Genomic DNA, 21,788 nt, shown 5'->3' with positions numbered 1-21,788 from the left:
TAATCGTATTTCTATCAAGCGTATTAGTATAATAGAAGTTTTGTAACAAAAGATAAATGAAGGGAGAATGAAAGATATGAAAGAGCAAGTATTACAAGTAACAAAAGGTGATTTCTTAGGATCAGCAAGCGGAGCAGTAGTATTAACAGCATTAATCGTATTTCTATCAAGCGTATTAGTATAATAAAAGTTTTAAATTGTACAAAATGAAAGGAGAATGAGGAATATGAACAGTGAACAAGTGTTACAAGTAACAAAAACAGATTTATTAGGATCATTAGGCGGAGCGGTAATATTAACATCATTTATTCTATTCCTTGCAAATATATTAGTATGAAAAATATAAATACAATCATTCAAAAAAAATAAAGACTCTAACGTATTAGTAAGTAGTTAATATGTTGGAGTCTTTTTTGTTTTCCTCTCATATGTACCTTCAAGTATTAATATTTTCCCCTTACTTTAAAGAGAAAAAAGTCGAATTTTATATGTAAGAAAAAAAGAGGAATTTGACAGAAAAGATAGAAAATTTTAAAGGTCGGAAATTGTTAGCTTGCTAACTAATTTCTATTAATTGATGTTGGAAGCGTTTTCGGTTGGTTTTAAGTATGGACCATTTAATCTATTTACAGGGGGATGAAGATATTATGAAACAAAAATCTATGGATACGCTAGCTGCACAAATGGAGGACTTTTTTCCGGTACGTGATGTAGATCATTTGGAATTTTACGTAGGGAATGCAAAGCAATCAAGTTATTATCTTGCGAGAGCGTTTGGATTCAAAATTGTAGCTTATTCTGGATTAGAAACAGGAAACCGTGAAAAGGTATCTTATGTTCTTGTGCAAAAAAATATGCGTTTTGTTGTGTCTGGAGCTTTAAGTAGTGATAGTCGTATTGCAGAGTTTGTAAAGACTCATGGTGATGGAGTGAAAGATGTGGCTTTACTTGTTGATGATGTTGATAAAGCATACTCTGAAGCTGTAAAACGTGGCGCTGTTGCGATTGCTCCTCCTGAAGAGTTAACAGATGAGGACGGTACATTGAAAAAAGCGGTTATTGGTACGTATGGTGATACAATTCACACGCTTGTAGAGCGTAAAAATTATAAAGGAACATTCATGCCAGGATTTCAAAAGGTAGAGTTCAATATTCCATTTGAAGAATCCGGTTTAATTGCTGTAGACCATGTAGTTGGTAACGTTGAGAAAATGGAAGAATGGGTTAGTTATTATGAGAACGTCATGGGATTTAAACAAATGATTCACTTTGATGATGACGATATTAGCACAGAGTATTCGGCATTAATGTCAAAAGTTATGACGAATGGAAGCCGTATTAAGTTTCCAATTAATGAACCAGCAGACGGAAAAAGAAAGTCACAAATTCAAGAATATCTAGAGTTCTATAACGGAGCGGGTGTACAGCATCTTGCTTTATTAACAAGTGACATTGTAAAAACAATTGAAGTGCTTCGTGCGAATGGCGTGGAGTTTTTAGATACGCCAGATACGTATTACGATGAGTTAACTGCACGAGTGGGGAAAATTGATGAAGAAATTGATAGATTAAAAGAATTGAAGATTCTAGTAGACCGTGACGAAGAAGGTTATTTATTACAAATCTTTACGAAACCAATTGTAGATCGTCCAACTCTATTTATCGAAATCATCCAACGTAAAGGTTCTCGTGGATTTGGCGAAGGGAACTTTAAAGCGTTGTTCGAATCAATTGAAAGAGAACAAGAGCGTCGCGGAAATTTATAAAATTTGTATCCACCAGCAAGAGTTCCTTTGTTGGTGGAAATTTCATTTTCATAGGGAGGAATCAAGATGAAATTTGTTACATTTCGTCTCCCATCGAAAGAAATGCGAGCTGGATGGCTTGAAGGTGACAAAGTAATCGATATGAATCTTGCAAGTAATGGACAATTACCTTCTTCTATGTTCGCCTTTTTAGAGAAAGCGGATGAGTATGTAGAAGTATTGCGTAATATTAAGAATCCTGAAAAGGGTATATATTCCTTAGAGGAAGTTCAATTAGCAGCGGCAATTCCTAATCCGAGTAGCATTCGAGATTTTTATGCATTTGAACAGCATGTAAAAACAGCCCGCGGGAGAAGAGGGCTAGATGTTGTACCTGAATGGTATGATATCCCGGTTTTTTATTTTACGAACCACCGTGCTGTTATTGGGCCAGATGATTTTGTTATTGGTCCGAAGAAGTCTAAAAAGCTTGATTATGAGTTAGAGATTGCTTGCGTAATTGGGAAAGAAGGACGAAACATTTCTCGTGAACAAGCAGAGGAATATATTTTTGGTTACTGCATTATGAACGACTGGAGTGCAAGGGACTTACAAGCAACAGAAATGAAAGTGGGACTCGGTCCAGCGAAAGGAAAAGATTTTGCAACTTCATTAGGAGCGTATCTCGTTACGAAAGAGGAATTAGACGTTTATCGTAACGGTGATCGTTATGATTTAGAGATGACTGCTCATGTAAATGGAAAGATATTATCAAAGGGAAACTTCCAAGATATTTACTATACATTTGCTGAAATGATTGAACGTGCTTCGGAAGACGTTACGTTATATCCAGGAGATGTGATTGGTTCTGGGACAGTAGGAACAGGATGTATTTTAGAACTTGGTACAGAAGAGTGGCTACAAGATGGAGATGTTGTAGAGCTGTCGATTACTGGTTTAGGTACGTTACGTAATACGGTCAAAAAAGACATGAAAGCAGGTGATGGGCATGTTTTATCGTCACATGGGGGAGCTACCTCATAAACGACATGTACAATTTCGTAAAAAAGATGGATCGCTTTATCGTGAGCAGGTAATGGGGACAAAAGGTTTCTCTGGTACCCAATCTATTTTGTATCATCATTATATGCCAACAGAAGTAGGGCACGCGGCATTATCGCATTCTTGTCAGTTACAGTATGAAGAGGATGCCCTTCTTGCTCATCGCCACTTCCGTACGAAAGAAAATAAAAAAACTGGTGATGCAGTAAGCGGAAGAAACTTTATGCTTGGAAATGAGGATTTATTAATTGGAGTAGTGAGTCCAACAGAAAAAATGGATTATTTTTACCGTAATGGTGATGGCGATGAAATGTTATTTGTTCATTATGGAACAGGAAAAATTGAAACGATGTTTGGAACGATTCACTATAGAAAAGGTGATTATGTAACAATTCCAATTGGAACGATTTATCGTGTTATTCCAGATGAGGGAGAGACTAAGTTTCTTGTTGTAGAGGCAAATAGCCAAATTACAACACCAAGTCGCTATCGCAATGAATATGGGCAATTGTTAGAACATAGTCCGTTTTGTGAAAGAGATATGCGTGGACCAGAGAAATTGGAGACATATGATGAAAAAGGTGAGTTTGTCGTAATGACAAAGTCGAGAGGTTATATGCACAAGCATGTGTTAGGGCACCATCCGTTAGATGTTGTTGGATGGGATGGGTATTTATATCCGTGGGTCTTTAATGTGGAGGATTTTGAACCAATTACAGGTCGTATTCATCAGCCACCACCAGTACATCAAACATTCGAAGGGCATAATTTCGTCATTTGCTCTTTCGTACCGCGTTTATACGATTATCATCCAGAATCTATTCCGGCACCATATTATCATAGTAATGTGAATAGTGATGAAGTACTGTACTATGTAGAAGGTAATTTTATGAGCCGAAAAGGTGTAGAAGAAGGTTCTATTACGCTTCATCCAAGCGGGATCCCGCATGGGCCACATCCAGGGAAAACAGAAGCGAGTATAGGGAAGAAAGAGACACTTGAACTGGCTGTTATGATAGATACATTCCGTCCGCTTCGTATTGTAAAACAAGCACATGAGACGGAAGATGAAAAATATATGTATAGCTGGATTGAAGAGGGTTCATATACTGTGAAATAAGTAAAAAGAGGCATGCTCACTACGGGAGCATGCCTCTTTTATGGAATCGACATGTATAATAATACAAAAAAAGTTATGAAAATATATATAGATATGATTGTCTGAATCTTTTTATCGAAAGGATGATAAGAGTATAGTATGTATCTCGATAGTTTTCTGTTTATTTCGACAAAAGTATTGACTAAAAAACATGCCGTGGGTAAAATGAAAAAAAGTAAATTAAATTTTCAGAAAACTAAAATCATGGAGGAGCACAGTATGAAGCAAATTTTTCAAAAGAAGCCGATTTCAACGTTACTGCAAGAAAGTAAGCAAAAGACATTATCGAGAACGTTAGGGGCACTTGATTTAACAATGCTTGGAATCGGAGCAATTGTTGGAACTGGTATTTTTGTTCTTACTGGCGTTGTAGCAGCGAAACATTCTGGACCAGCTATTATATTATCATTTGCTATAGCTGCATTAGCTTGTGCCTTTGCTGCATTTTGTTACGCTGAATTTGCTTCTTCAGTTCCTGTCTCGGGGAGTGTTTACACGTACACGTATGCGACGATGGGAGAAGTATTTGCCTTCTTAATTGGATGGGATTTAATGCTCGAGTATTTATTAGCCACATCTGCTGTAGCCAATGGATGGTCAGCGTATTTTCAATCGTTATTAAAGGGATTTGGGATTCATATTCCGACCATTCTCTCCTCGGCCCCTGGTACTGGAAAGGGTGGAATAATTGATTTACCTGCAGTTCTAATTATTCTAGTTATGACGGCTCTTTTATCTAGAGGTGTTCGTGAAAGTGCACGTGTAAATAATATAATGGTATTTATTAAACTAGCAGTTGTTCTCATTTTTATCTTCGCCGGATTTAATTATGTAAAACCTGAAAATTGGACACCTTTTATGCCATTTGGGTTAGATGGTGTAATGGCTGGAGCAGCTACAGTTTTCTTCGCATTCATTGGATTTGATGCTGTATCAACAGCCGCAGAAGAAGTGAAGCGCCCACAACGCGATTTGCCGATTGGAATTATTGCATCGTTACTAGTTTGTACGGTTCTTTACATTGTTGTTTCACTTATTTTGACAGGGATTGTTCCATACGGTCAGTTGAATATATCAGATCCAGTTGCTTTCGCACTTCAATTTATTGGACAAGATAGTTTGGCGGGAGTGATATCAGTAGGAGCAATTACAGGAATTACAACTGTAATGCTAGTTATGATGTATGGGCAAGTTCGTGTTTCATATGCAATGAGCCGAGATGGATTGTTACCGAAGCGTCTTGCTAAAGTTCATCCGAAATTTAAAACACCATTTTTAAATACATGGACAACAGGTATTATTGCAGCACTTATTTCAGGATTAATAGATTTAAATGTTTTAGCACATCTTGTAAATATGGGAACTTTGTCAGCATTTGCACTTGTAGCTGTTGCTGTCATTGTGATGAGACGAACTCATCCTGATTTACCAAGGGCGTTTAAGGCGCCGCTCGTACCATTTTTACCAGCATTAACAGTTATCTTTTGCTTATATTTGATGCTTCAATTATCAGCGACAGCTTGGATTAGTTTTGGTGTTTGGATGGTTATCGGTATAGTAGTTTATTTCGCCTATAGTAGAAAGCGTAGTGTTTTAAATAATAGTAAAAAAGAAGAAGATGTAGCAAATTTATAAATGGAAAAATCCATTCTAATTCTGTTAGGATGGATTTTTATTTTGAAAATTTACATTTTTCTGAATGTATTATAAGATAATTGTTGGCGAACTAAAGGGGTGAAAATGTGAAAAATACATGGCGTGAGTTAAGAGGGATGGATCGTAACGTATGGATTCGATTTATCGGTGAGACTTTGAACGGAATTGCGATGATGATGTTAATGCCTTTTTTTGCACTATATTTAAAAGATAAGGTAGATTCTTTATTACAAGTTGGAATCATTATGGCGCTTTCTCCAATAGCTGCAAGTTTTGGTTCGCTTATAGGCGGAAGAATAGCTGATATATATGGAAGAAAGCCAATTATGATATTTTCAATGGCGAGTAATGCATTACTAATGCTCGGTTTTTTATTTATCGAAGGGTTTATTCCATATGCCATTTTATCTATTTTTTTAGGGTTAAGTAATTCGCTATTTCACCCAGCGGCATCAGCGATGGTTGCAGATGTGACGGCGCCAGAAAAAAGAACAGAAGCATATGGTTTATTGCGAATGGGACACAATATTGGTGCTGCAATTGGACCGATAATGGGAGCATCAGTAGTTGTTTTATCAAAGAACCTCGTGTTTATTATTGCTTCATCCGCTATGTTGTTTTATGCGCTACTAGTGTTAGTACTTATTAAAGAAACAATGCCAAAAATTACGGATATGACGGAAAAAAGTAAAGAGCAGGAATCCGGAGCAGTTTGGAAAATTTTAATGAGAGATAAGGCGTTAATGATTTATTTGTTAGCGGGGATCATTATTTCTATGGGGTTTTCTCAAACAGAAGGCATGTTACCGCTTCACTTTGATAACGAAATGAAGGATATTTTTGGAGTCAACAATCCATACCCATATTTAATGGCATTAAATGGTCTATTAGTTGTTTTATTTCAATTTCAAATTTCAAAATGGGCGACAGATAAACCTGTTGGAAAGACGATGTTATACGGTGCGTGTTTGTTCGGAATTGGTTTGTTTTTTATAGGATGGTTACCGAAGTGGTTTGGAGAATATGATACAAATGCTACAATTATTTTAATGACGTTAATGTTTGTTTATGCCATATATACGTTAGGCGAGATGATTATGTCACCTGTACAGATGACGTTTGTAGCGAATTTGGCCCCTGAGCATTTGAGAGGAACCTATATGGGGGCGGCGAGTTTGCAGTGGATTACAGGAAGTGCATTCGGTCCACTTCTTGGTGGTTTTTTATTGGATCGTTTGCTTGGTCACTACTTATTTACAATTTTAAGTGTAGGGTGTGTAGTTGCAGGCTTTGTATATGTTTCTTTAGATCGTCTTGTTGAGCAGAGGCAAAAAGATACGCCTACAAAACAGTCTTCTTAATAAAATGAAACTTTAATCAGTGTTTTTTCATTCTCCACAAATGGTAGGGTAATATAGATGACATACACACAAAGTGGATTTCTACATATTTTAGGTACATAACTAGATTAGATAGCAATTTTGCTCTAAAGTTTAATTTTGTTTAGCTGTGTAGAAATTAAAGGGAAAAAGTGTAGAAAACCAATAAGTGGTGTCTTTTAATTATTTGTGGAAGTTACATTTTATTTCAAATAGGAACTACCTATTTTTATAAAAAGTGCTAAAATAGAAAAATGAAAACAATTGGTTAGGGTGATTTCAGTGACAAAAATTAAATTAGGTTTATTATACGGTGGAAAATCAGCTGAGCATCAAGTTTCGTTACAAACGGCTCTTGCTGCTATTAAAGCATTAAATCAAGATAAATTCGAGATTCATCCAATTTATATTACAGAACAAGGCCAATGGATGCGTGGAGAGCGTATTGAAGGCGAAGTAACAAATGTTGAGGCATTACAAATGAGTGGGGAAGAGAATACAATTTCTCCTGTATCATTAAGTACAGAAATTATCCCAACGGCAACTTCTAAACAAGAAGATGCAATTGATGTTATTTTCCCATTATTACATGGACCGAATGGCGAAGATGGAACAGTACAAGGGTTATTAGAATTACTAAACATTCCATATGTAGGTAACGGTGTATTAGCATCATCTGCTGGTATGGATAAAGTTGTTATGAAAAATATCTTTGCAGAAGCTGGATTGAAACAAGCGAAATATGCATCTTTCATTCGTAGTGCATGGGAAAAAGATCGTGAAACAGCGTATGAAAAAGTAGAAGAAGTATTAGGATATCCTTGCTTCGTAAAACCAGCAAACCTTGGTTCAAGTGTTGGTATTAATAAGTGTAATGATCGTGAAGAGCTTGAGAATGCATTCGAAGAGGCATTCCAATTTGACCGTAAAATTATTGTAGAAGAAAATATTGTAGGTCGTGAAGTAGAAGTTGGTGTATTAGGTAATGATGAGCCGAAATGTTCAGTTGTAGGTGAAATTGTACCGAAAAAAGATTTTTATGATTACAAATCGAAATACATCGATGGTGATACAGCGTTAATTATTCCAGCTGAAATGACAGAAGAAGAGTCTAATGTAATTAAGCGAGATGCAATTATCGCATTCCAATCATTAGATGGTTCGGGCTTAACACGAGCTGATTTCTTCTTAACGAAAGATGGAGAAGTATATATTAACGAAGTAAACACAATGCCAGGATTCACGCCGTTTAGTATGTTCCCTCTATTATGGCAACATACAGGGTTACCGTATCCGGAATTAATTGAAGAGCTAATTCGCTTAGCGATTGAGCGTCACGAAGAAAAACAAAAAATTAAATATACAATCTAACAAAAAGGAGGAAGCACTATTCGAAGGAATAGTGCTTCCTCTATGTAAGGAGTGTTTTCATGATAAATCGAACGTTAAAACAAGTAGAGCAGATGATAAATGGTACTGGATTAGCAGAGCGGTATGAGGGAATTACTATACAAGGAGTGTCTATTGATACGAGGAAAATTGAAAATGGAAATTTATATGTTCCAATTCAAGGTGAACGTTTCGATGGACATGCTTTTGTAGACAAAGCTGTTGAAAATGGGGCGATTGCTACATTATGGATGAAAGATGTAGAAAACCCACCTGAAAATCTTCCGGTTATTTTTGTAGAAGATACACTAGCAGCATTGCAAATGTTAGCGAAAAACTATCGTGATCAATTGGATGTAAAAGTTATTGGTGTAACGGGTAGTAATGGTAAAACATCTACGAAAGATATTGTAACAAGTATTCTTGCGACTAAATTTAAAGTTCAAAAAACAGAAGGTAATTTCAACAACCACATCGGTTTACCTCTTACTATTTTAAATTTAGAGGAAAATACAGAAGTAGCTGTATTAGAAATGGGCATGTCAAGCCGAGGAGAAATTGAATTTCTATCTAAGTTAGCTCGTCCTAATGCAGCTATTATTACGAACATTGGTGAGGCGCACTTAATGGATTTAGGCTCTCGTGAGGCGATTGCTGAAGCGAAGTTAGAAATTGTTACAGGTTTACAAAAGGGTGGCGTGTTCGTATATAATGGAGATGAGCCGCTATTAACGAATCGTGTTCCAGAAATGAATTTAGCAGCTGAAACAGTTACATTTGGTGATGCGAGAGCAAATGATTACTATCCAACTACTGTAACATTGCAGGCTACTGGGACACACTTTAAGATGAACAGGGATGAAACTTCGTCATTCTATTTGCCAGTACTAGGAAAGCATAATGTATATAATACGCTTGCTTCAATGGCAATTGCAAAACATTTTGGTGTAACGTGGGAAGAAATGAAACAAGGTTTAGTAACACTTCAAATGACAGGTATGCGTATGGAAATTGTAAAAACAGATAGTGGTTTAACAATTATCAATGATGCTTATAATGCTAGTCCAACAGCTATGGAAGCTGCGTTCCACCTAATGAATGGTTTAGATGGATTTGCTAAAAAAATTGTTGTGCTTGGTGATATGTTAGAACTTGGAAATCAAGAAGTGCAATTTCATTATGAAGTAGGTAAATTAATTGATCCAGCAAAAATTTCATATGTATTCACATATGGTAAATTAGGGGCTCAAATTGCTGAAGGTGCAAAAATTAATTTCCCTAAAGACCGTGTAAAAGCGTATGATAGTAAAGAAGAGTTAATAAAAGAGTTGCAAGCAGTAGTCGGTACGAAAGATGTTGTATTAGTAAAAGCATCTCGCGGCATGAAATTAGAAGAAGTAATTACGATGTTGAAATAATTGGTGTATATAAATAGGGATGATAGCCACGAAAATAGTGGAAACTTATAATAAGCGCTTACAGTAAACGATAAAAAAATAAAAGTAAAGAAAAAAGCTCTGAATATGAAATAAGGTAACAGTTGGGGTTTGCTTTTTACACCTACAAAACTTATAATTGATAAAGTGTAATAACGTTTAGAAGTATTTTCGTGAAGAATATACGCCCGGTTATATACGTAAGTATTCAGGAAAATGGCTTTTCCGCAAGTTCGGAAAACGCCTTTTTTTAAATGATAAGTATAGGATAGAAAAGGAGAAGTAACATTGACAACATTTCGAGAACTAGGATTAAGTGAGTCTTTACTACAATCTGTTGAAAGTATGGGCTTTGAAGAGGCTACGCCGATTCAAGCTGAAACAATTCCACATGCATTGCAAGGTAAGGATATTATTGGGCAAGCGCAAACAGGTACAGGGAAAACAGCAGCATTCGGATTACCACTATTAGATAAAGTGGATACAAATAAAGAAGCAGTTCAAGGTATTGTTATCGCGCCAACGCGTGAATTAGCAATTCAAGTTGGAGAAGAGCTATACAAAATTGGTAAACATAAACGTGTTCGTATTCTACCAATTTATGGTGGTCAAGATATTAACCGCCAAATTCGTGCTCTAAAAAAACACCCACACATTATTGTAGGTACGCCGGGTCGTATTTTAGATCATATCAACCGTAAAACACTTCGCTTACAAAACGTAGAGACTGTTGTTCTTGACGAAGCGGATGAAATGTTAAACATGGGCTTCATTGAAGATATTGAAGCGATTTTAACAGATGTGCCAGAAACACATCAAACATTATTATTCTCAGCGACAATGCCAGATCCAATCCGTCGTATTGCTGAGCGTTTCATGACTGAGCCTCAACACATTAAAGTAAAAGCAAAAGAAGTAACAATGCCAAACATTCAGCAGTTCTATTTAGAAGTGCAAGAAAAGAAAAAGTTTGACGTGTTAACACGCTTACTAGATATTCAATCTCCAGAGCTTGCAATCATATTCGGTCGTACAAAGCGTCGTGTTGATGAATTATCAGAAGCATTAAACTTACGTGGTTATGCAGCAGAAGGTATTCACGGTGACTTAACACAAGCGAAGCGTATGTCTGTATTACGTAAATTTAAAGAAGGTACTATTGAAGTTCTTGTTGCAACAGACGTTGCTGCACGTGGTCTTGATATTTCAGGCGTAACACACGTATACAACTTCGATATCCCACAAGATCCAGAATCATACGTTCACCGTATCGGTCGTACTGGCCGTGCCGGTAAAAAAGGTATTGCAATGTTATTTGTAACACCACGTGAATCAGGACAATTAAAAAATATCGAGCGTACAACAAAACGTAAAGTTGATCGTATGGACGCACCGACACTTGACGAGGCGTTAGAAGGTCAACAACGTTTAATCGCTGAAAAACTTCAAAGCACAATTGAAAATGATAACTTATCATACTACAAGCGTATTGCAGAAGAAATGTTAGAAGAGAATGATTCTGTAACAGTAGTAGCTGCTGCTTTAAAAATGATGACAAAAGAGCCGGATACAACTCCGATCGCTTTAACATCAGAACCACCAGTTGTTTCAAGAGGTGGCGGTGGCGGTTCTAAAAAACGCGGTGGTAACGGAAGTGGATACCGTGATGGTAACCGTGATCGTAATCGTAGTCGTGATGGACGCGGCGGTGGCGATGGTCGTAACCGTGATCGCAATCGTGATGGACGTGGAAGCGGAAGTGGCGATGGTCGTAACCGTGATCGTAATCGTGATGGCGGTAGCCGTGATGCTGGTAGCCGTGATGGCAACCGTGGTCGTAAAGGTGAAGGTCGCCCTGGATCTTCAAATGGACGCGGCGAAAGAAAACATCATAGCCGTCCACAAGCTTAATAAAAAAGAGAATGCCCTTTGCTGGCATTCTCTTTTTTTATTTCTGTAATTGTGCATACTACATAGTAACTCGTATAGAAATGAGGTGCTATATGCTTGTAAGACTTGGGTATGTTGCGATGAGTGTACATTTGAAGAATGCTTCTCCATCTCAAACGATGACGTATGCACAGTTTCAGCGGATTGATGATCGAGAGGCTGCGATTCGTAAACTTGAAAGAATCGCTAATTCGAATTTGGAAAATTGCTTACGGTTATTAAAACATAATAAAGGGCATGATATATCTTTCTTTCGACTTAGTTCCAAGCTTATTCCTTTAGCGAATCATGAGGAGTTGTTAGATTGGAACTATATTCGTCCGTTAAAAGAAAATCTGAAAGAATTAGGTGAATATGCAATTCGTATGAATATGCGAATTGACTTCCATCCAGATCACTTTGTTGTACTAAATTCACCTGAGGAGAGTGTTCTCAAACAATCTGTAAAGACATTGCAGATGCACAAAAAATTGTTAAAGGGTATGGGAATTGAACATAAGCAACGATGTGTATTACATGTGGGAGGAGGTTATAAAGATAAGGAGCTTGCATTAGAACGCTTTATAGAAAATTGGTCAACTGTTCCAAGAGGTATTCAAGAGATGATTATATTAGAAAATGATGACACGACCTTTTCTTTAGAAGAAACATTGTATTTAGGTGAGAAATTAGACATTCCAGTCGTGTTTGATTTGCACCATCATATGATGAATAATGACCAGGAAGATTGGCATGAAGATTGGGCGCGTGTTGTACATACGTGGGAATCGTCTTTGTTACCGGTTAAAATGCACATCTCCAGTCCTAGAGATGGAAAAAACCCGAGAGCACATGCAGATTTTATTGATGTAGATACTTTCTTATCTTTTTTGAAAAAGATAAAGGGGAGTGTTCCGCGAATTGATTGTATGATTGAGGCGAAGAAAAAGGACGAGTCTTTATTTCAACTAATGAGAGAGTTAAGTAAACAAACAGATGTGGAAATTATCGATGGTGCGAGCTTCTATATTAAATAAGCTCTGCGCCATCGTTTTTTTTTTGTCCCGCATTAACGGGCAGTAAGACTCCCGCCTTAAAATTCGGCGAATGCGAGGGAGTTAGGTGGGAGATCAACTGCCCGTAAAAGCCCGATTGGTTCAACTAATAATCAGTGGGGGATGGAACCCCCCCACTGATTAAAGTTTCACTTTATTAAAAAAGGGGTGCACATGCCGCCGATGATTAGTCCTGTTAAATGGCTTATAGGATTGGCAGAGGGATTAAAGAAAGTAAATAGTAGTAATATAAGTATCATTATTGAAAAAATAGCGATGTCTCTTGGTTTTGAAGAACGATATCGACTATACAATAAAAATAATTGGGCGCCTAGTAATCCGAAAATACCACCAGATGCTCCGGCGTGAATATATTCAAGAGGCATAATAATATAAGAAGAAATATTCCCGAGAATGCCAGAAAGGAAAAAAATAATGATGAAAGAAAAGTGTCCTAGTTGTTTTTCGATAGAAGAACCAAATACGAATAAACAAATACTATTAGAAAGGAAATGTTGTAAGTCTACGTGTACAAGTAAGGAAGTTATGACACGCCACCATTCTCCTTTAGCGATATATTCATTGTAGGCTGCCAGGTGAAAGAGGGAAAAGTCGCTCAATATAATCATGACTAATTGTATAAGAAGTAAAGAAATGATAATCGGTTGTAAGGAAATGCGAGTGGATGGTATTAGCATGTTGTTAGTATCACTCCTTTTGCATCGGAAAGATTCTCTGTTATTCTTACAATATGAATGAAGAAAGCTAAATAGAAGAAGGGGATTTTGAAATGATTATAGGGATTGGAATCGATATTATTGAGTTAAATCGAATTGAAAAAATGCTAGATGGAAAGCTTAAATTTATGGAACGTATTTTAACTGAAAGAGAACGTGGTGTTGCCGAGGGGCTGAAAGGAAGTCGTCTTACAGAATTCGTAGCTGGAAGATTTGCAGCAAAAGAGGCGTATTCTAAAGCGGTAGGGACCGGTATCGGGAAAGAAGTGAGTTTTTTAGATATTGAAGTAAGGAATGATGATAGAGGTAAGCCGATTATCATTACAAATACAGAGCATATTGTTCATTTATCAATTAGTCATAGTAAAGAATTTGCCGTTGCTCAAGTTGTTTTGGAAAGCTCGTCACGCTAGTCTGCATATTTTATATCTTTGTCTCATATATTTGAGGTAGCGATAAGGAAGGCATATCTTCCATTCATTTATAGGGGCAAAGGGGCTGAAGTGATGAAAAGGCGTCTGTTTTTAGTTCTTGTCGGTTTATTGACCGTTTTTGTGTTGGCGGGTTGTATGGAAAAGAAACAGGAAGATGTTGTGAGAGATTTAGAAACGAAAGTTAAAAGTATGAAGAGTTATCAAGCTGAAGCGAAATTATCTATTAAAACAGGAAATGAACCTCAAGAGTACAATGTAGAAATTTGGCATAAAGAACCTTCGTATTATCGTGTGAATTTGCAGAATGCGAAAAAGGATCAGAGTCAAATTATTTTAAGGAATGATGAAGGTGTATTTGTATTAACACCGGCACTTAATAAGAGTTTCCGTTTTCAAAGTGATTGGCCGCAAAATAGTAGCCAGGCTTATTTATATGAATCACTTGTAAGAGATATTTTGCAAGATAAGAAAAATCTCTCTTTCGAGAAAACGGATAAGTATTATGTGTTTAAAACAAAAACAAATTATCAACATCAAAATATGTTACCGAAACAAGAAATTAAGCTGAATAAAAGTGATTTAACACCAGTTTCTGTGAAACTGATGGATAATGATCAAAATGTCCTTGTAAAAGTAGATTTCACTAAAGTAAAGTTTGATGCAAAGTTTGATAAAGGTGCATTTGATACGAAACAAAATATGTCTAGAGCACAAGTGGATGTTCAGACGGCAGCGAAAGAAGACAAACCGTTTGCTATTTTGTATCCACGTGATACACCGCAAGGTATGACTTTGAAAGAGGAAGAAGAGTTGAAGACAGACAGTGGCAAGCGTGCAATACTCACATACACTGGAGGTAAGAAATCCTTTACTTTAATACAAGAAAAGTCAAAAGTTGCAGAGGCCTCATCGGCGGTAAGTGTAAGTGGAGAGCCGGTTGATCTTGGTTTCACGATTGGTGCATTGACGAAAGACTCTGTAACGTGGTCACATAACGGAGTAGAATATATGCTCGTGTCTAAAGGTTTAGAGCCGAATGAGTTGTTGATGGTGGCTCGTTCGGTTACAGCGAAGCAGGTGAAGTAAACTTCTTAGACGTGGTGATATATGTGCACCACGTCTTTTCTTAGTTTGAAGGTGGATTTCATAAAAGAAGCATATAAAAGAATAAGCTTCGCATATCGTGTATAAGGAAGTGTATTTATGGAAGAAGCACCGTTTTACCGTGACACGTGGGTGGAAGTGGATTTAGATGCGATCTATAACAATGTTACGCATATTAAAGAGTTCATTCCAAGTGATGTAGAAATTTTTGCTGTAGTTAAAGCGAATGCATATGGGCACGATTATGTACCAGTGGCTAAAACCGCATTAGAAGCAGGGGCAACAAGATTAGCAGTTGCTTTTTTAGATGAAGCTTTAGTGCTTCGGAGGGCTGGTATTACTGCACCGATTTTAGTATTAGGTCCTTCCCCTCCTCGTGATGTAAATGTTGCTGCTGAAAATGATGTAGCATTAACTGTTTTTCAAAAAGAATGGGTAGAAGACGCGATAAAGCTCTGGGATGGTTCATCAATAATGAAATTCCATATTAATTTTGATAGTGGTATGGGGAGAATTGGAATACGCGAACGAAAAGAATTAAAGGGGTTCTTAAAGAGTTTAGAAGGCGCGCCATTTTTAGAGTTAGAAGGAGTATATACACATTTTGCAACATCCGATGAGGTTGAGACTTCTTACTTTGATAAGCAATATAATACGTTCTTGCAGCAGTTAAGTTGGTTGAAAGAATTTGGAGTGAACCCTAAATTTGTCCATACAGCCAATAGTGCTGCAACGTTAAGATTTCAAGGGATTACATTTAATGCAGTGCGAATTGGTATTGCGATGTATGGACTATCCCCATCTGTAGAAATACGTCCTTTTTTACCGTTTAAATTGGAACCGGCGTTGTCACTTCATACGAAAGTTGCTCATATTAAGCAAGTGATTAAAGGGGATGGGATTAGTTATAATGTCACATACCGAACGAGAACCGAAGAATGGATTGCGACAGTTGCGATTGGGTATGCAGATGGCTGGCTTAGAAGATTGCAAGGGTTTAAGGTACTTGTAAACGGTGAAAGAGTACCGATTGTAGGGCGAGTGACAATGGATCAATTCATGATACATCTTCCTTGTGAAGTGCCACTTGGTACGAAAGTTACACTCATTGGGAGACAAGGTGATGAGTATATTAGTGCTACCGAGGTTGCTGAATATTCCGGGACTATTAATTATGAAATTATTGCAACGATAAGCTTCCGTGTACCGAGAATATTTATACGACACGGTAAAGTTGTAGAAGTAATCAATTATTTGAACGATATATAGAAGAAGGTATTATTACTCAGCATCTCGTCATTTGGAGGAGTTTCACTAATAAAGAATAGGCTCTTTTTCGCTGGGGAGCTTCTTTTTATACTTGTTATTAATATAAGTTGCAATGAAATATTACTGAAGGATTGCTTTATTTCTTGTTTGAAAGAGATAAAAAGTAAAAGAAGATGAATGTTTTATTTATGAATTGGAAAACATAAGCAAGGAATAAGGAAGTCTTTGCAACAGGCTCCATACAATGGTATTATTACAATAGGTGTCATATATATATTTGGGTGTGTAGTTGACGGTGGAGGTGTATTTTTGTGTCCGAATCAAGTGTAACTACTGAAATCGTGGTTCGGTTGCCAAAGCAAATGGTAACGGAATTGGACGGAATTGGAAAACAAGAGAATAAGAATCGCCATGAACTAATTTGCCAGGCAACACAACTGTTATTGCGTCAACATAAGACGAAGAAACGCTACCAACATGAATCAATGCGACGTGGGTACATTGAAATGGGAAAAATTAATCTTGGTATTGCATCTGAAGCTTTCTTAGCAGAGTATGAAGCAGCTCATACAGTAGAACGCTTAGTTAGCGGGGGGTAATATTTTGATTGTAAAACGCGGCGACGTGTATTTTGCAGACCTTTCCCCAGTTGTTGGTTCTGAGCAAGGAGGCGTTCGTCCGGTTCTTGTCATTCAAAATGACATCGGAAATCGTTTTAGTCCGACTGTGATTGTAGCGGCTATTACTGCACAGATTCAAAAAGCGAAATTACCCACTCATGTGGAAATTGATGCGAAAAAGTACGGTTTTGAGAGGGATTCTGTTATTTTACTTGAGCAGATTCGAACAATCGATAAGCAACGCTTAACGGACAAAATCACTCATTTAGATGAAGTGATGATGAGTCGTGTAGATGAAGCGTTACAAATTAGTTTAGGACTAATAGATTTTTAAATCGGCAGTTTAAGTTGCTCTCTTTACAGGGCAACTTTTTTTTATTATAGAGGAGGTTACGGTTGGATATGGAAATGGTAGATAATCGACAAGGGTTAATGAAAATGTTAGTGAAAGAATTAGGCTTTACAGAAAAGCAAGTTCGTCATGTTATTCAATTAACAGAAGAAGGTAACACAGTTCCATTTATCGCTCGTTACCGAAAAGAATGGACAGGGTCTCTTGATGAGGTGCAAATTCGTGCAATCTTAGAAAGATGGCAATATATGATGCAACTAGAAGATAGGAAAGAAGAGGTTCTTCGTCTTATTGGTGAAAAGGGTAAACTAACCGAAGAGTTGCGTCGTCATATTGTTGCTGCAACAAAACTTCAAGAAGTAGAAGACTTATATCGTCCATATAAAGAAAAAAGAAGAACGAAAGCTACAATTGCTAAAGAAAAGGGATTAGAACCGTTAGCTGAGTGGCTATTATTATATAAAAAAGAAAATCCAGCAGAGAAGGCTATGGAATTTGTTAATGCAGAAAAGGAAGTGGCGTCTGCAGAAGATGCGTTGCAAGGTGCGCAAGATATTATTGCGGAACTTGTTTCGGATAATGCGGCATATCGTAGTTGGATTCGCAATACTACTTTCCGAAAAGGGATTATGTCTTCATCTGTAAAAGATAAAGAAAAAGATGAAAAGAATATATATGAAATGTATTATGGCTATGAAGAACCGTTGCAAAAAGTAGTGCCGCATCGTGTACTAGCTATGAATCGTGGTGAAAAGGAAGACGTATTAAGAGTTTCTGTTATCACGCCAATTGAAGAAATTCTTCAGTTTTTACATAAAAAAATGATTCTTGATGAAGCTTCTAAAAGTGCGCATTATGTACAATTAGCGATGGAAGATGGATATAAGCGATTAATTCAACCTTCAATAGAAAGAGAAATTCGTAAAGAATTAATGGAAACGGCCGAAGAACAAGCGATTCATATTTTCTCTGAGAATTTACGTAATTTATTATTACAACCTCCGATGAAAGGGAAAGTTGTGTTAGCGGTAGATCCAGCATATAGAACCGGTTGTAAATTAGCTGTAGTAGATGATACAGGAAAAGTTCTTCACATAGATGTTATTTATCCGCATCCGCCTGCTCGTAAATATGAGGATGCAAAAACGAAAATCATTTCAATTATAGATAAATATGAAGTTGAAATGATAGCGATTGGAAATGGTACAGCTTCGAGGGAAACGGAAGAATTTATAGTAGATGTATTACAAAATGTAGAGCGAGATGTATTTTACATTATTGTAAATGAAGCGGGTGCTAGTGTGTACTCAGCATCTGATGTAGCTCGCGAGGAGTTTCCAAATTTACAGGTTGAAGAAAGAAGTGCTGTTTCAATTGGGAGACGTCTACAAGATCCACTTGCAGAGCTTGTGAAAATTGACCCTAAATCTGTTGGGGTGGGACAATATCAACATGATGTATCTCAAAAGCGATTAAATGAATCATTAACATTTGTAGTAGAGACGGCAGTTAACCGAGTTGGTGTTAATGTAAATACAGCTTCAGTTGCATTGTTGCAATATGTTTCGGGGTTATCAAAAACAGTTGCGAAAAATATTGTAGCTAAGCGTGAGGAAGATGGGAAATTCACGAAGCGTACTGAGTTAAAGAAAATCCCACGTTTAGGTGCAAAAACATATGAACAATGTATCGGGTTTTTACGTATATTAGAAGGAGCGAATCCGTTAGATCGCACAGGGATTCATCCGGAACAATATAAAAATGTTGAATTGCTATTGAAGAGCTTAGGGTTATCAAAGAATGATGTGGGGAAACCAAACTTGCAAAAGAGTTTCGAAGGAGTAGATATTTCTAAATTATCTCAAGAGACGGAGATTGGTGAGCCGACATTAGTTGATATTATGGATGCTTTAATTAGCCCGGAGCGAGATATGAGGGATGAGTTGCCAAAGCCACTTTTGAAAAAGGGGATTTTAAAATTAGAAGATTTAAAGCGTGGTATGGAATTAGAGGGAACGATCCGCAATGTTGTTGATTTCGGTGCCTTTGTTGATATTGGTGTGAAGCAAGATGGTTTAGTGCATATTTCTAAACTAAGCAAACAATTTGTAAAGCATCCATTAGATATTGTATCCGTGGGACAAATTGTAAAGGTATGGGTAGATGATATTGATACGAAAAAAGGTCGTGTTGCATTATCAATGTTACCGATTGAATAGTAAGAAAAGAGAGCAGATGAAACTGCTCTTTTTTTATGAACTGGAAAGTTTAATTGATTATGAGCTTTGATGTATTTTACTATAATAAAACCAGCATTCATTTAGTAACTTGATTTGATACCGGTTTTTCTCAAAATATGCACGTTGCATTTGTTTCTTTAGCCACGTGGGCATAGGAATCCCTCCTTGTTTAATCCTGCTCTCAAAAAAAGTAGCTCCTTTTAGCTAAAGTAACTTTGATGAGAGGTTGGTGAGTGGATTTCTAGCAATGCTGCATTTTTAGAAATCACGCTTCTTGAATGAGGATGGGTATATGTACTATTTACTATATGTATAAGAAGGGAGAAAAGTGTGGAAATATTTTTTAGTTTAGGAGGAATGAGAATGGATGAGCAAGAAATTCAGCGGTTAGTGGAAGAGGTATCGTTACAATGCTTTGGAATGCCGTTTTTACATAAAGCGATGTTTAATAGTAGGTTACGTACAACTGGTGGGCGTTATCTATTGAAGAATCATAATATAGAATTGAATTATCGATATTACGAAGTATATGGAAAAGAAGAGTTAGTCGGGATTGTTAAACATGAACTTTGTCATTATCACTTACATATCACAGGAAAAGGGTATAAGCATCGAGATAGAGATTTTCGTGAGTTATTAAAGAAAGTAGGTGCACCACGTTTTTGTAAACGAATGATTAGTGAGGAGGAAACGAGAGTTTCTATGTATGAATGTATGGGGTGTTCTTTTCAATATGTAAGAAGACGTCAAATAAATACACAAAGATATGTATGTGGAAAGTGTAAAGGACAACTAAAACTGGTAGTGAAAACATCTTGACAGTGAAAACGCAATCCAGTATATTATAAACATGTCACGTTTGCGCAAGATGTTGTGAAAAAACTTCTTGACTTACGATGAGAATTTTTATAAGATACAAATTGTCTTCATTATTCCGCAGTAGCTCAGTGGTAGAGCTATCGGCTGTTAACCGATCGGTCGTAGGTTCGAGTCCTACCTGCGGAGCCATACAGAGAAGTACCCAAGTGGCTCAAGGGGCTCCCCTGCTAAGGGAGTAGATCGCTAACGCGGTGCGAGGGTTCGAATCCCTTCTTCTCTGCCATACATATTGGCCCGTTGGTCAAGTGGTTAAGACACCGCCCTTTCACGGCGGTAACACGGGTTCGAATCCCGTACGGGTCACCACTTCGGAGGATTAGCTCAGCTGGGAGAGCACCTGCCTTACAAGCAGGGGGTCGGCGGTTCGATCCCGTCATCCTCCACCATATAAATTATATAAATAATATTATCGCGGGGTGGAGCAGTACGGTAGCTCGTCGGGCTCATAACCCGAAGGTCGCAGGTTCAAATCCTGTCCCCGCAACCAAATGGTCCCGTGGTGTAGTGGTTAACATGCCTGCCTGTCACGCAGGAGATCGCCGGTTCGACCCCGGTCGGGACCGCCATTTTAACTTCTGCTATATAGCAGTTGTTTTTTATTGGACATTATGGTAAAATAACATTTGTCTTTGAAAAGAAGATAACTATTTCGATGGGCTATAGCCAAGCGGTAAGGCAACGGACTTTGACTCCGTCATGCGCTGGTTCGAATCCAGCTAGCCCAGCCATTTACGAGCCATTAGCTCAGTTGGTAGAGCATCTGACTTTTAATCAGAGGGTCGAAGGTTCGAATCCTTCATGGCTCACTTTTGTTTTTTCCGCGCGGTCGTGGCGGAACGGCAGACGCGCTAGGTTGAGGGCCTAGTGGGGGAAACCCCGTGGAGGTTCAAGTCCTCTCGGCCGCATCAAAAAATCTTTTAAAAAGTACTTGCATTTGAAAATGTAGTATGGTAAGATAATTGAGTCGCCAAAATACAACGACGAAAAAACATCATGAATAAGCGCCCGTAGCTCAATTGGATAGAGCGTTTGACTACGGATCAAGAGGTTAGGGGTTCGACTCCTCTCGGGCGCGCCATAACGGGAAGTGGCTCAGCTTGGTAGAGCACCTGGTTTGGGACCAGGGGGTCGCAGGTTCAAATCCTGTCTTCCCGACCACGCGGGTGTAGTTTAGTGGTAAAACAAGAGCCTTCCAAGCTCTGGTCGAGAGTTCGATTCTCTTCACCCGCTTTTAGTTCTTTGAAAACTGAACGAAACAAACAACGTGAACGTCAATTTTTATTTTTAGATGCTAGACAAACTAACTTTATTGGAGAGTTTGATCCTGGCTCAGGATGAACGCT

At 37.6% G+C, this 21,788-nt stretch carries 20 protein-coding genes and 12 tRNA genes; 30 read left to right on the top strand and 2 right to left on the bottom strand.

All coding sequences use genetic code 11. The annotated features are described in order from the left end of the window. The first annotated feature begins 67 nt into the window (after window positions 1-67). From MR066_RS26605 to uvsE, 11 genes are all read left to right on the top strand, one after another. Window positions 68-184, top strand: a complete 117-nt coding sequence (locus tag MR066_RS26605) for a DUF3948 family protein (RefSeq protein WP_002029425.1) — start codon at window positions 68-70, stop codon at window positions 182-184. Window positions 185-226: 42 nt separating this feature from the next. Next, the gene (locus MR066_RS26600) at window positions 227-337 is read left to right on the top strand and encodes a DUF3948 family protein (RefSeq protein WP_001083697.1); all 111 of its coding nucleotides are present in this window, start codon (window positions 227-229) and stop codon (window positions 335-337) included. 310 nt (window positions 338-647) lie between these two features. Beyond that, the gene (hppD, locus tag MR066_RS26595; protein ID WP_000810917.1) at window positions 648-1,766 is read left to right on the top strand and encodes a 4-hydroxyphenylpyruvate dioxygenase; all 1,119 of its coding nucleotides are present in this window, start codon (window positions 648-650) and stop codon (window positions 1,764-1,766) included. Window positions 1,767-1,832: 66 nt separating this feature from the next. After that, the gene (locus MR066_RS26590; RefSeq protein WP_002140160.1) at window positions 1,833-2,789 is read left to right on the top strand and encodes a fumarylacetoacetate hydrolase family protein; all 957 of its coding nucleotides are present in this window, start codon (window positions 1,833-1,835) and stop codon (window positions 2,787-2,789) included. After that, window positions 2,755-3,927: a homogentisate 1,2-dioxygenase gene (locus tag MR066_RS26585; RefSeq protein ID WP_002140161.1), complete on the top strand. Its 1,173-nt coding sequence runs from the start codon at window positions 2,755-2,757 to the stop codon at window positions 3,925-3,927. Before MR066_RS26590 ends, MR066_RS26585 begins: the two co-directional genes overlap by 35 nt. 258 nt (window positions 3,928-4,185) lie before the next feature. Then, the gene (locus MR066_RS26580; protein WP_098635050.1) at window positions 4,186-5,601 is read left to right on the top strand and encodes a branched-chain amino acid transporter BcaP; all 1,416 of its coding nucleotides are present in this window, start codon (window positions 4,186-4,188) and stop codon (window positions 5,599-5,601) included. 107 nt (window positions 5,602-5,708) lie between these two features. Continuing rightward, entirely contained in the window at window positions 5,709-6,983 is a 1,275-nt protein-coding gene (locus tag MR066_RS26575; protein WP_002029432.1) for an MDR family MFS transporter, read from the top strand. A 300-nt stretch (window positions 6,984-7,283) separates the two neighbouring features. After that, on the top strand, window positions 7,284-8,372 hold the full coding sequence (locus tag MR066_RS26570; RefSeq protein WP_002009961.1) for a D-alanine--D-alanine ligase: 1,089 nt from the start codon (window positions 7,284-7,286) through the stop codon (window positions 8,370-8,372). Between the two features lie 59 nt (window positions 8,373-8,431). Next, window positions 8,432-9,808 carry a UDP-N-acetylmuramoyl-tripeptide--D-alanyl-D-alanine ligase gene (gene murF / locus MR066_RS26565; protein ID WP_002124813.1) on the top strand — a complete coding sequence of 459 codons (1,377 nt, stop codon included), beginning with the start codon at window positions 8,432-8,434 and terminating at the stop codon, window positions 9,806-9,808. Window positions 9,809-10,114: 306 nt separating this feature from the next. After that, on the top strand, window positions 10,115-11,737 hold the full coding sequence (locus MR066_RS26560; protein ID WP_060751507.1) for a degradosome RNA helicase CshA: 1,623 nt from the start codon (window positions 10,115-10,117) through the stop codon (window positions 11,735-11,737). A 92-nt stretch (window positions 11,738-11,829) separates the two neighbouring features. Continuing rightward, window positions 11,830-12,792, top strand: coding sequence for a UV DNA damage repair endonuclease UvsE (gene uvsE / locus MR066_RS26555; RefSeq protein WP_088038197.1), 963 nt, complete (start codon window positions 11,830-11,832; stop codon window positions 12,790-12,792). Between the two features lie 167 nt (window positions 12,793-12,959). On the opposite strand, the gene MR066_RS26550 is transcribed toward uvsE, so the two are convergent. Further along, entirely contained in the window at window positions 12,960-13,508 is a 549-nt protein-coding gene (locus MR066_RS26550) for a rhomboid family intramembrane serine protease (protein WP_002139859.1), read from the bottom strand. 92 nt (window positions 13,509-13,600) lie between these two features. Between MR066_RS26550 and acpS the strand changes: the two genes are divergently transcribed. The 6 genes from acpS (at window position 13,601) to MR066_RS26520 (ending at window position 19,545) form a co-directional block, all read left to right on the top strand. Continuing rightward, window positions 13,601-13,960 (top strand): holo-ACP synthase, encoded by a 360-nt coding sequence (gene acpS / locus MR066_RS26545; RefSeq protein WP_002029438.1) that lies wholly within the window; start codon window positions 13,601-13,603, stop codon window positions 13,958-13,960. 156 nt (window positions 13,961-14,116) lie between these two features. Then, window positions 14,117-15,067, top strand: a complete 951-nt coding sequence (locus MR066_RS26540) for a LolA family protein (protein WP_201053698.1) — start codon at window positions 14,117-14,119, stop codon at window positions 15,065-15,067. 117 nt (window positions 15,068-15,184) lie between these two features. Then, entirely contained in the window at window positions 15,185-16,354 is a 1,170-nt protein-coding gene (gene alr, locus MR066_RS26535) for an alanine racemase (protein WP_002009971.1), read from the top strand. Window positions 16,355-16,665: 311 nt separating this feature from the next. Next, a complete protein-coding gene (locus tag MR066_RS26530) occupies window positions 16,666-16,953 on the top strand; it encodes an antitoxin EndoAI (RefSeq protein WP_000004570.1) in 288 nt (95 codons plus the stop codon). A 4-nt stretch (window positions 16,954-16,957) separates the two neighbouring features. Continuing rightward, window positions 16,958-17,308: a type II toxin-antitoxin system endoribonuclease NdoA gene (ndoA, locus tag MR066_RS26525; RefSeq protein ID WP_000635965.1), complete on the top strand. Its 351-nt coding sequence runs from the start codon at window positions 16,958-16,960 to the stop codon at window positions 17,306-17,308. Window positions 17,309-17,376: 68 nt separating this feature from the next. Beyond that, entirely contained in the window at window positions 17,377-19,545 is a 2,169-nt protein-coding gene (locus tag MR066_RS26520; protein WP_002029442.1) for a Tex family protein, read from the top strand. A gap of 57 nt (window positions 19,546-19,602) precedes the next feature. Here MR066_RS26520 and cmpA read toward each other — a convergent pair whose 3' ends face one another. Continuing rightward, on the bottom strand, window positions 19,603-19,719 hold the full coding sequence (gene cmpA, locus MR066_RS26515) for a cortex morphogenetic protein CmpA (RefSeq protein WP_001143642.1): 117 nt from the start codon (window positions 19,717-19,719) through the stop codon (window positions 19,603-19,605). Between the two features lie 210 nt (window positions 19,720-19,929). On the opposite strand from cmpA, the gene MR066_RS26510 reads away from it, so the two are divergent. The 13 genes from MR066_RS26510 (at window position 19,930) to MR066_RS26450 (ending at window position 21,675) form a co-directional block, all read left to right on the top strand. After that, on the top strand, window positions 19,930-20,385 hold the full coding sequence (locus tag MR066_RS26510; protein WP_016095131.1) for a SprT family protein: 456 nt from the start codon (window positions 19,930-19,932) through the stop codon (window positions 20,383-20,385). Window positions 20,386-20,499: 114 nt separating this feature from the next. After that, a tRNA-Asn gene (locus MR066_RS26505) sits at window positions 20,500-20,574 on the top strand. A 3-nt stretch (window positions 20,575-20,577) separates the two neighbouring features. Further along, window positions 20,578-20,668 (top strand) — tRNA-Ser (locus MR066_RS26500). 8 nt (window positions 20,669-20,676) lie between these two features. Further along, window positions 20,677-20,751, top strand: a tRNA-Glu gene (locus MR066_RS26495). A gap of 4 nt (window positions 20,752-20,755) precedes the next feature. After that, window positions 20,756-20,831, top strand: a tRNA-Val gene (locus tag MR066_RS26490). 24 nt (window positions 20,832-20,855) lie between these two features. Next, a tRNA-Met gene (locus MR066_RS26485) sits at window positions 20,856-20,932 on the top strand. Between the two features lie 3 nt (window positions 20,933-20,935). After that, window positions 20,936-21,011, top strand: a tRNA-Asp gene (locus MR066_RS26480). A gap of 87 nt (window positions 21,012-21,098) precedes the next feature. Next, a tRNA-Gln gene (locus MR066_RS26475) sits at window positions 21,099-21,173 on the top strand. A gap of 5 nt (window positions 21,174-21,178) precedes the next feature. Further along, window positions 21,179-21,251 (top strand) — tRNA-Lys (locus MR066_RS26470). A 16-nt stretch (window positions 21,252-21,267) separates the two neighbouring features. Further along, a tRNA-Leu gene (locus tag MR066_RS26465) sits at window positions 21,268-21,350 on the top strand. Window positions 21,351-21,446: 96 nt separating this feature from the next. Continuing rightward, window positions 21,447-21,523: transfer RNA gene (locus MR066_RS26460), tRNA-Arg, on the top strand. Between the two features lie 3 nt (window positions 21,524-21,526). Further along, window positions 21,527-21,603: transfer RNA gene (locus MR066_RS26455), tRNA-Pro, on the top strand. 1 nt (window position 21,604) lies between these two features. Then, a tRNA-Gly gene (locus MR066_RS26450) sits at window positions 21,605-21,675 on the top strand. The last annotated feature ends 113 nt before the right edge of the window (window positions 21,676-21,788 follow it).

The sequence above is a fragment of the Bacillus cereus group sp. BfR-BA-01523 genome (genome assembly GCF_022662615.1).
GTDB classification, from domain to species: domain Bacteria; phylum Bacillota; class Bacilli; order Bacillales; family Bacillaceae_G; genus Bacillus_A; species Bacillus_A mycoides.
Note: the sequence above shows the minus strand (reverse complement) of the source record. Positions and strands in the feature narration are given on the sequence as shown.

Coding starts and splice junctions, on each gene's coding strand:
- acpS (WP_002029438.1), top strand. CDS start 13,601: ATGATTATAGGGATTGGAATCGATATTATTGAGTTAAATCGAATTGAA.
- MR066_RS26605 (WP_002029425.1), top strand. CDS start 68: ATGAAAGATATGAAAGAGCAAGTATTACAAGTAACAAAAGGTGATTTC.
- alr (WP_002009971.1), top strand. CDS start 15,185: ATGGAAGAAGCACCGTTTTACCGTGACACGTGGGTGGAAGTGGATTTA.
- MR066_RS26600 (WP_001083697.1), top strand. CDS start 227: ATGAACAGTGAACAAGTGTTACAAGTAACAAAAACAGATTTATTAGGA.
- MR066_RS26510 (WP_016095131.1), top strand. CDS start 19,930: ATGGATGAGCAAGAAATTCAGCGGTTAGTGGAAGAGGTATCGTTACAA.
- MR066_RS26550 (WP_002139859.1), bottom strand. CDS start 13,508: ATGCTAATACCATCCACTCGCATTTCCTTACAACCGATTATCATTTCT.
- MR066_RS26540 (WP_201053698.1), top strand. CDS start 14,117: ATGGAAAAGAAACAGGAAGATGTTGTGAGAGATTTAGAAACGAAAGTT.
- hppD (WP_000810917.1), top strand. CDS start 648: ATGAAACAAAAATCTATGGATACGCTAGCTGCACAAATGGAGGACTTT.
- MR066_RS26520 (WP_002029442.1), top strand. CDS start 17,377: ATGGAAATGGTAGATAATCGACAAGGGTTAATGAAAATGTTAGTGAAA.
- murF (WP_002124813.1), top strand. CDS start 8,432: ATGATAAATCGAACGTTAAAACAAGTAGAGCAGATGATAAATGGTACT.
- MR066_RS26580 (WP_098635050.1), top strand. CDS start 4,186: ATGAAGCAAATTTTTCAAAAGAAGCCGATTTCAACGTTACTGCAAGAA.
- cmpA (WP_001143642.1), bottom strand. CDS start 19,719: ATGCCCACGTGGCTAAAGAAACAAATGCAACGTGCATATTTTGAGAAA.
- MR066_RS26585 (WP_002140161.1), top strand. CDS start 2,755: ATGTTTTATCGTCACATGGGGGAGCTACCTCATAAACGACATGTACAA.
- MR066_RS26590 (WP_002140160.1), top strand. CDS start 1,833: ATGAAATTTGTTACATTTCGTCTCCCATCGAAAGAAATGCGAGCTGGA.
- uvsE (WP_088038197.1), top strand. CDS start 11,830: ATGCTTGTAAGACTTGGGTATGTTGCGATGAGTGTACATTTGAAGAAT.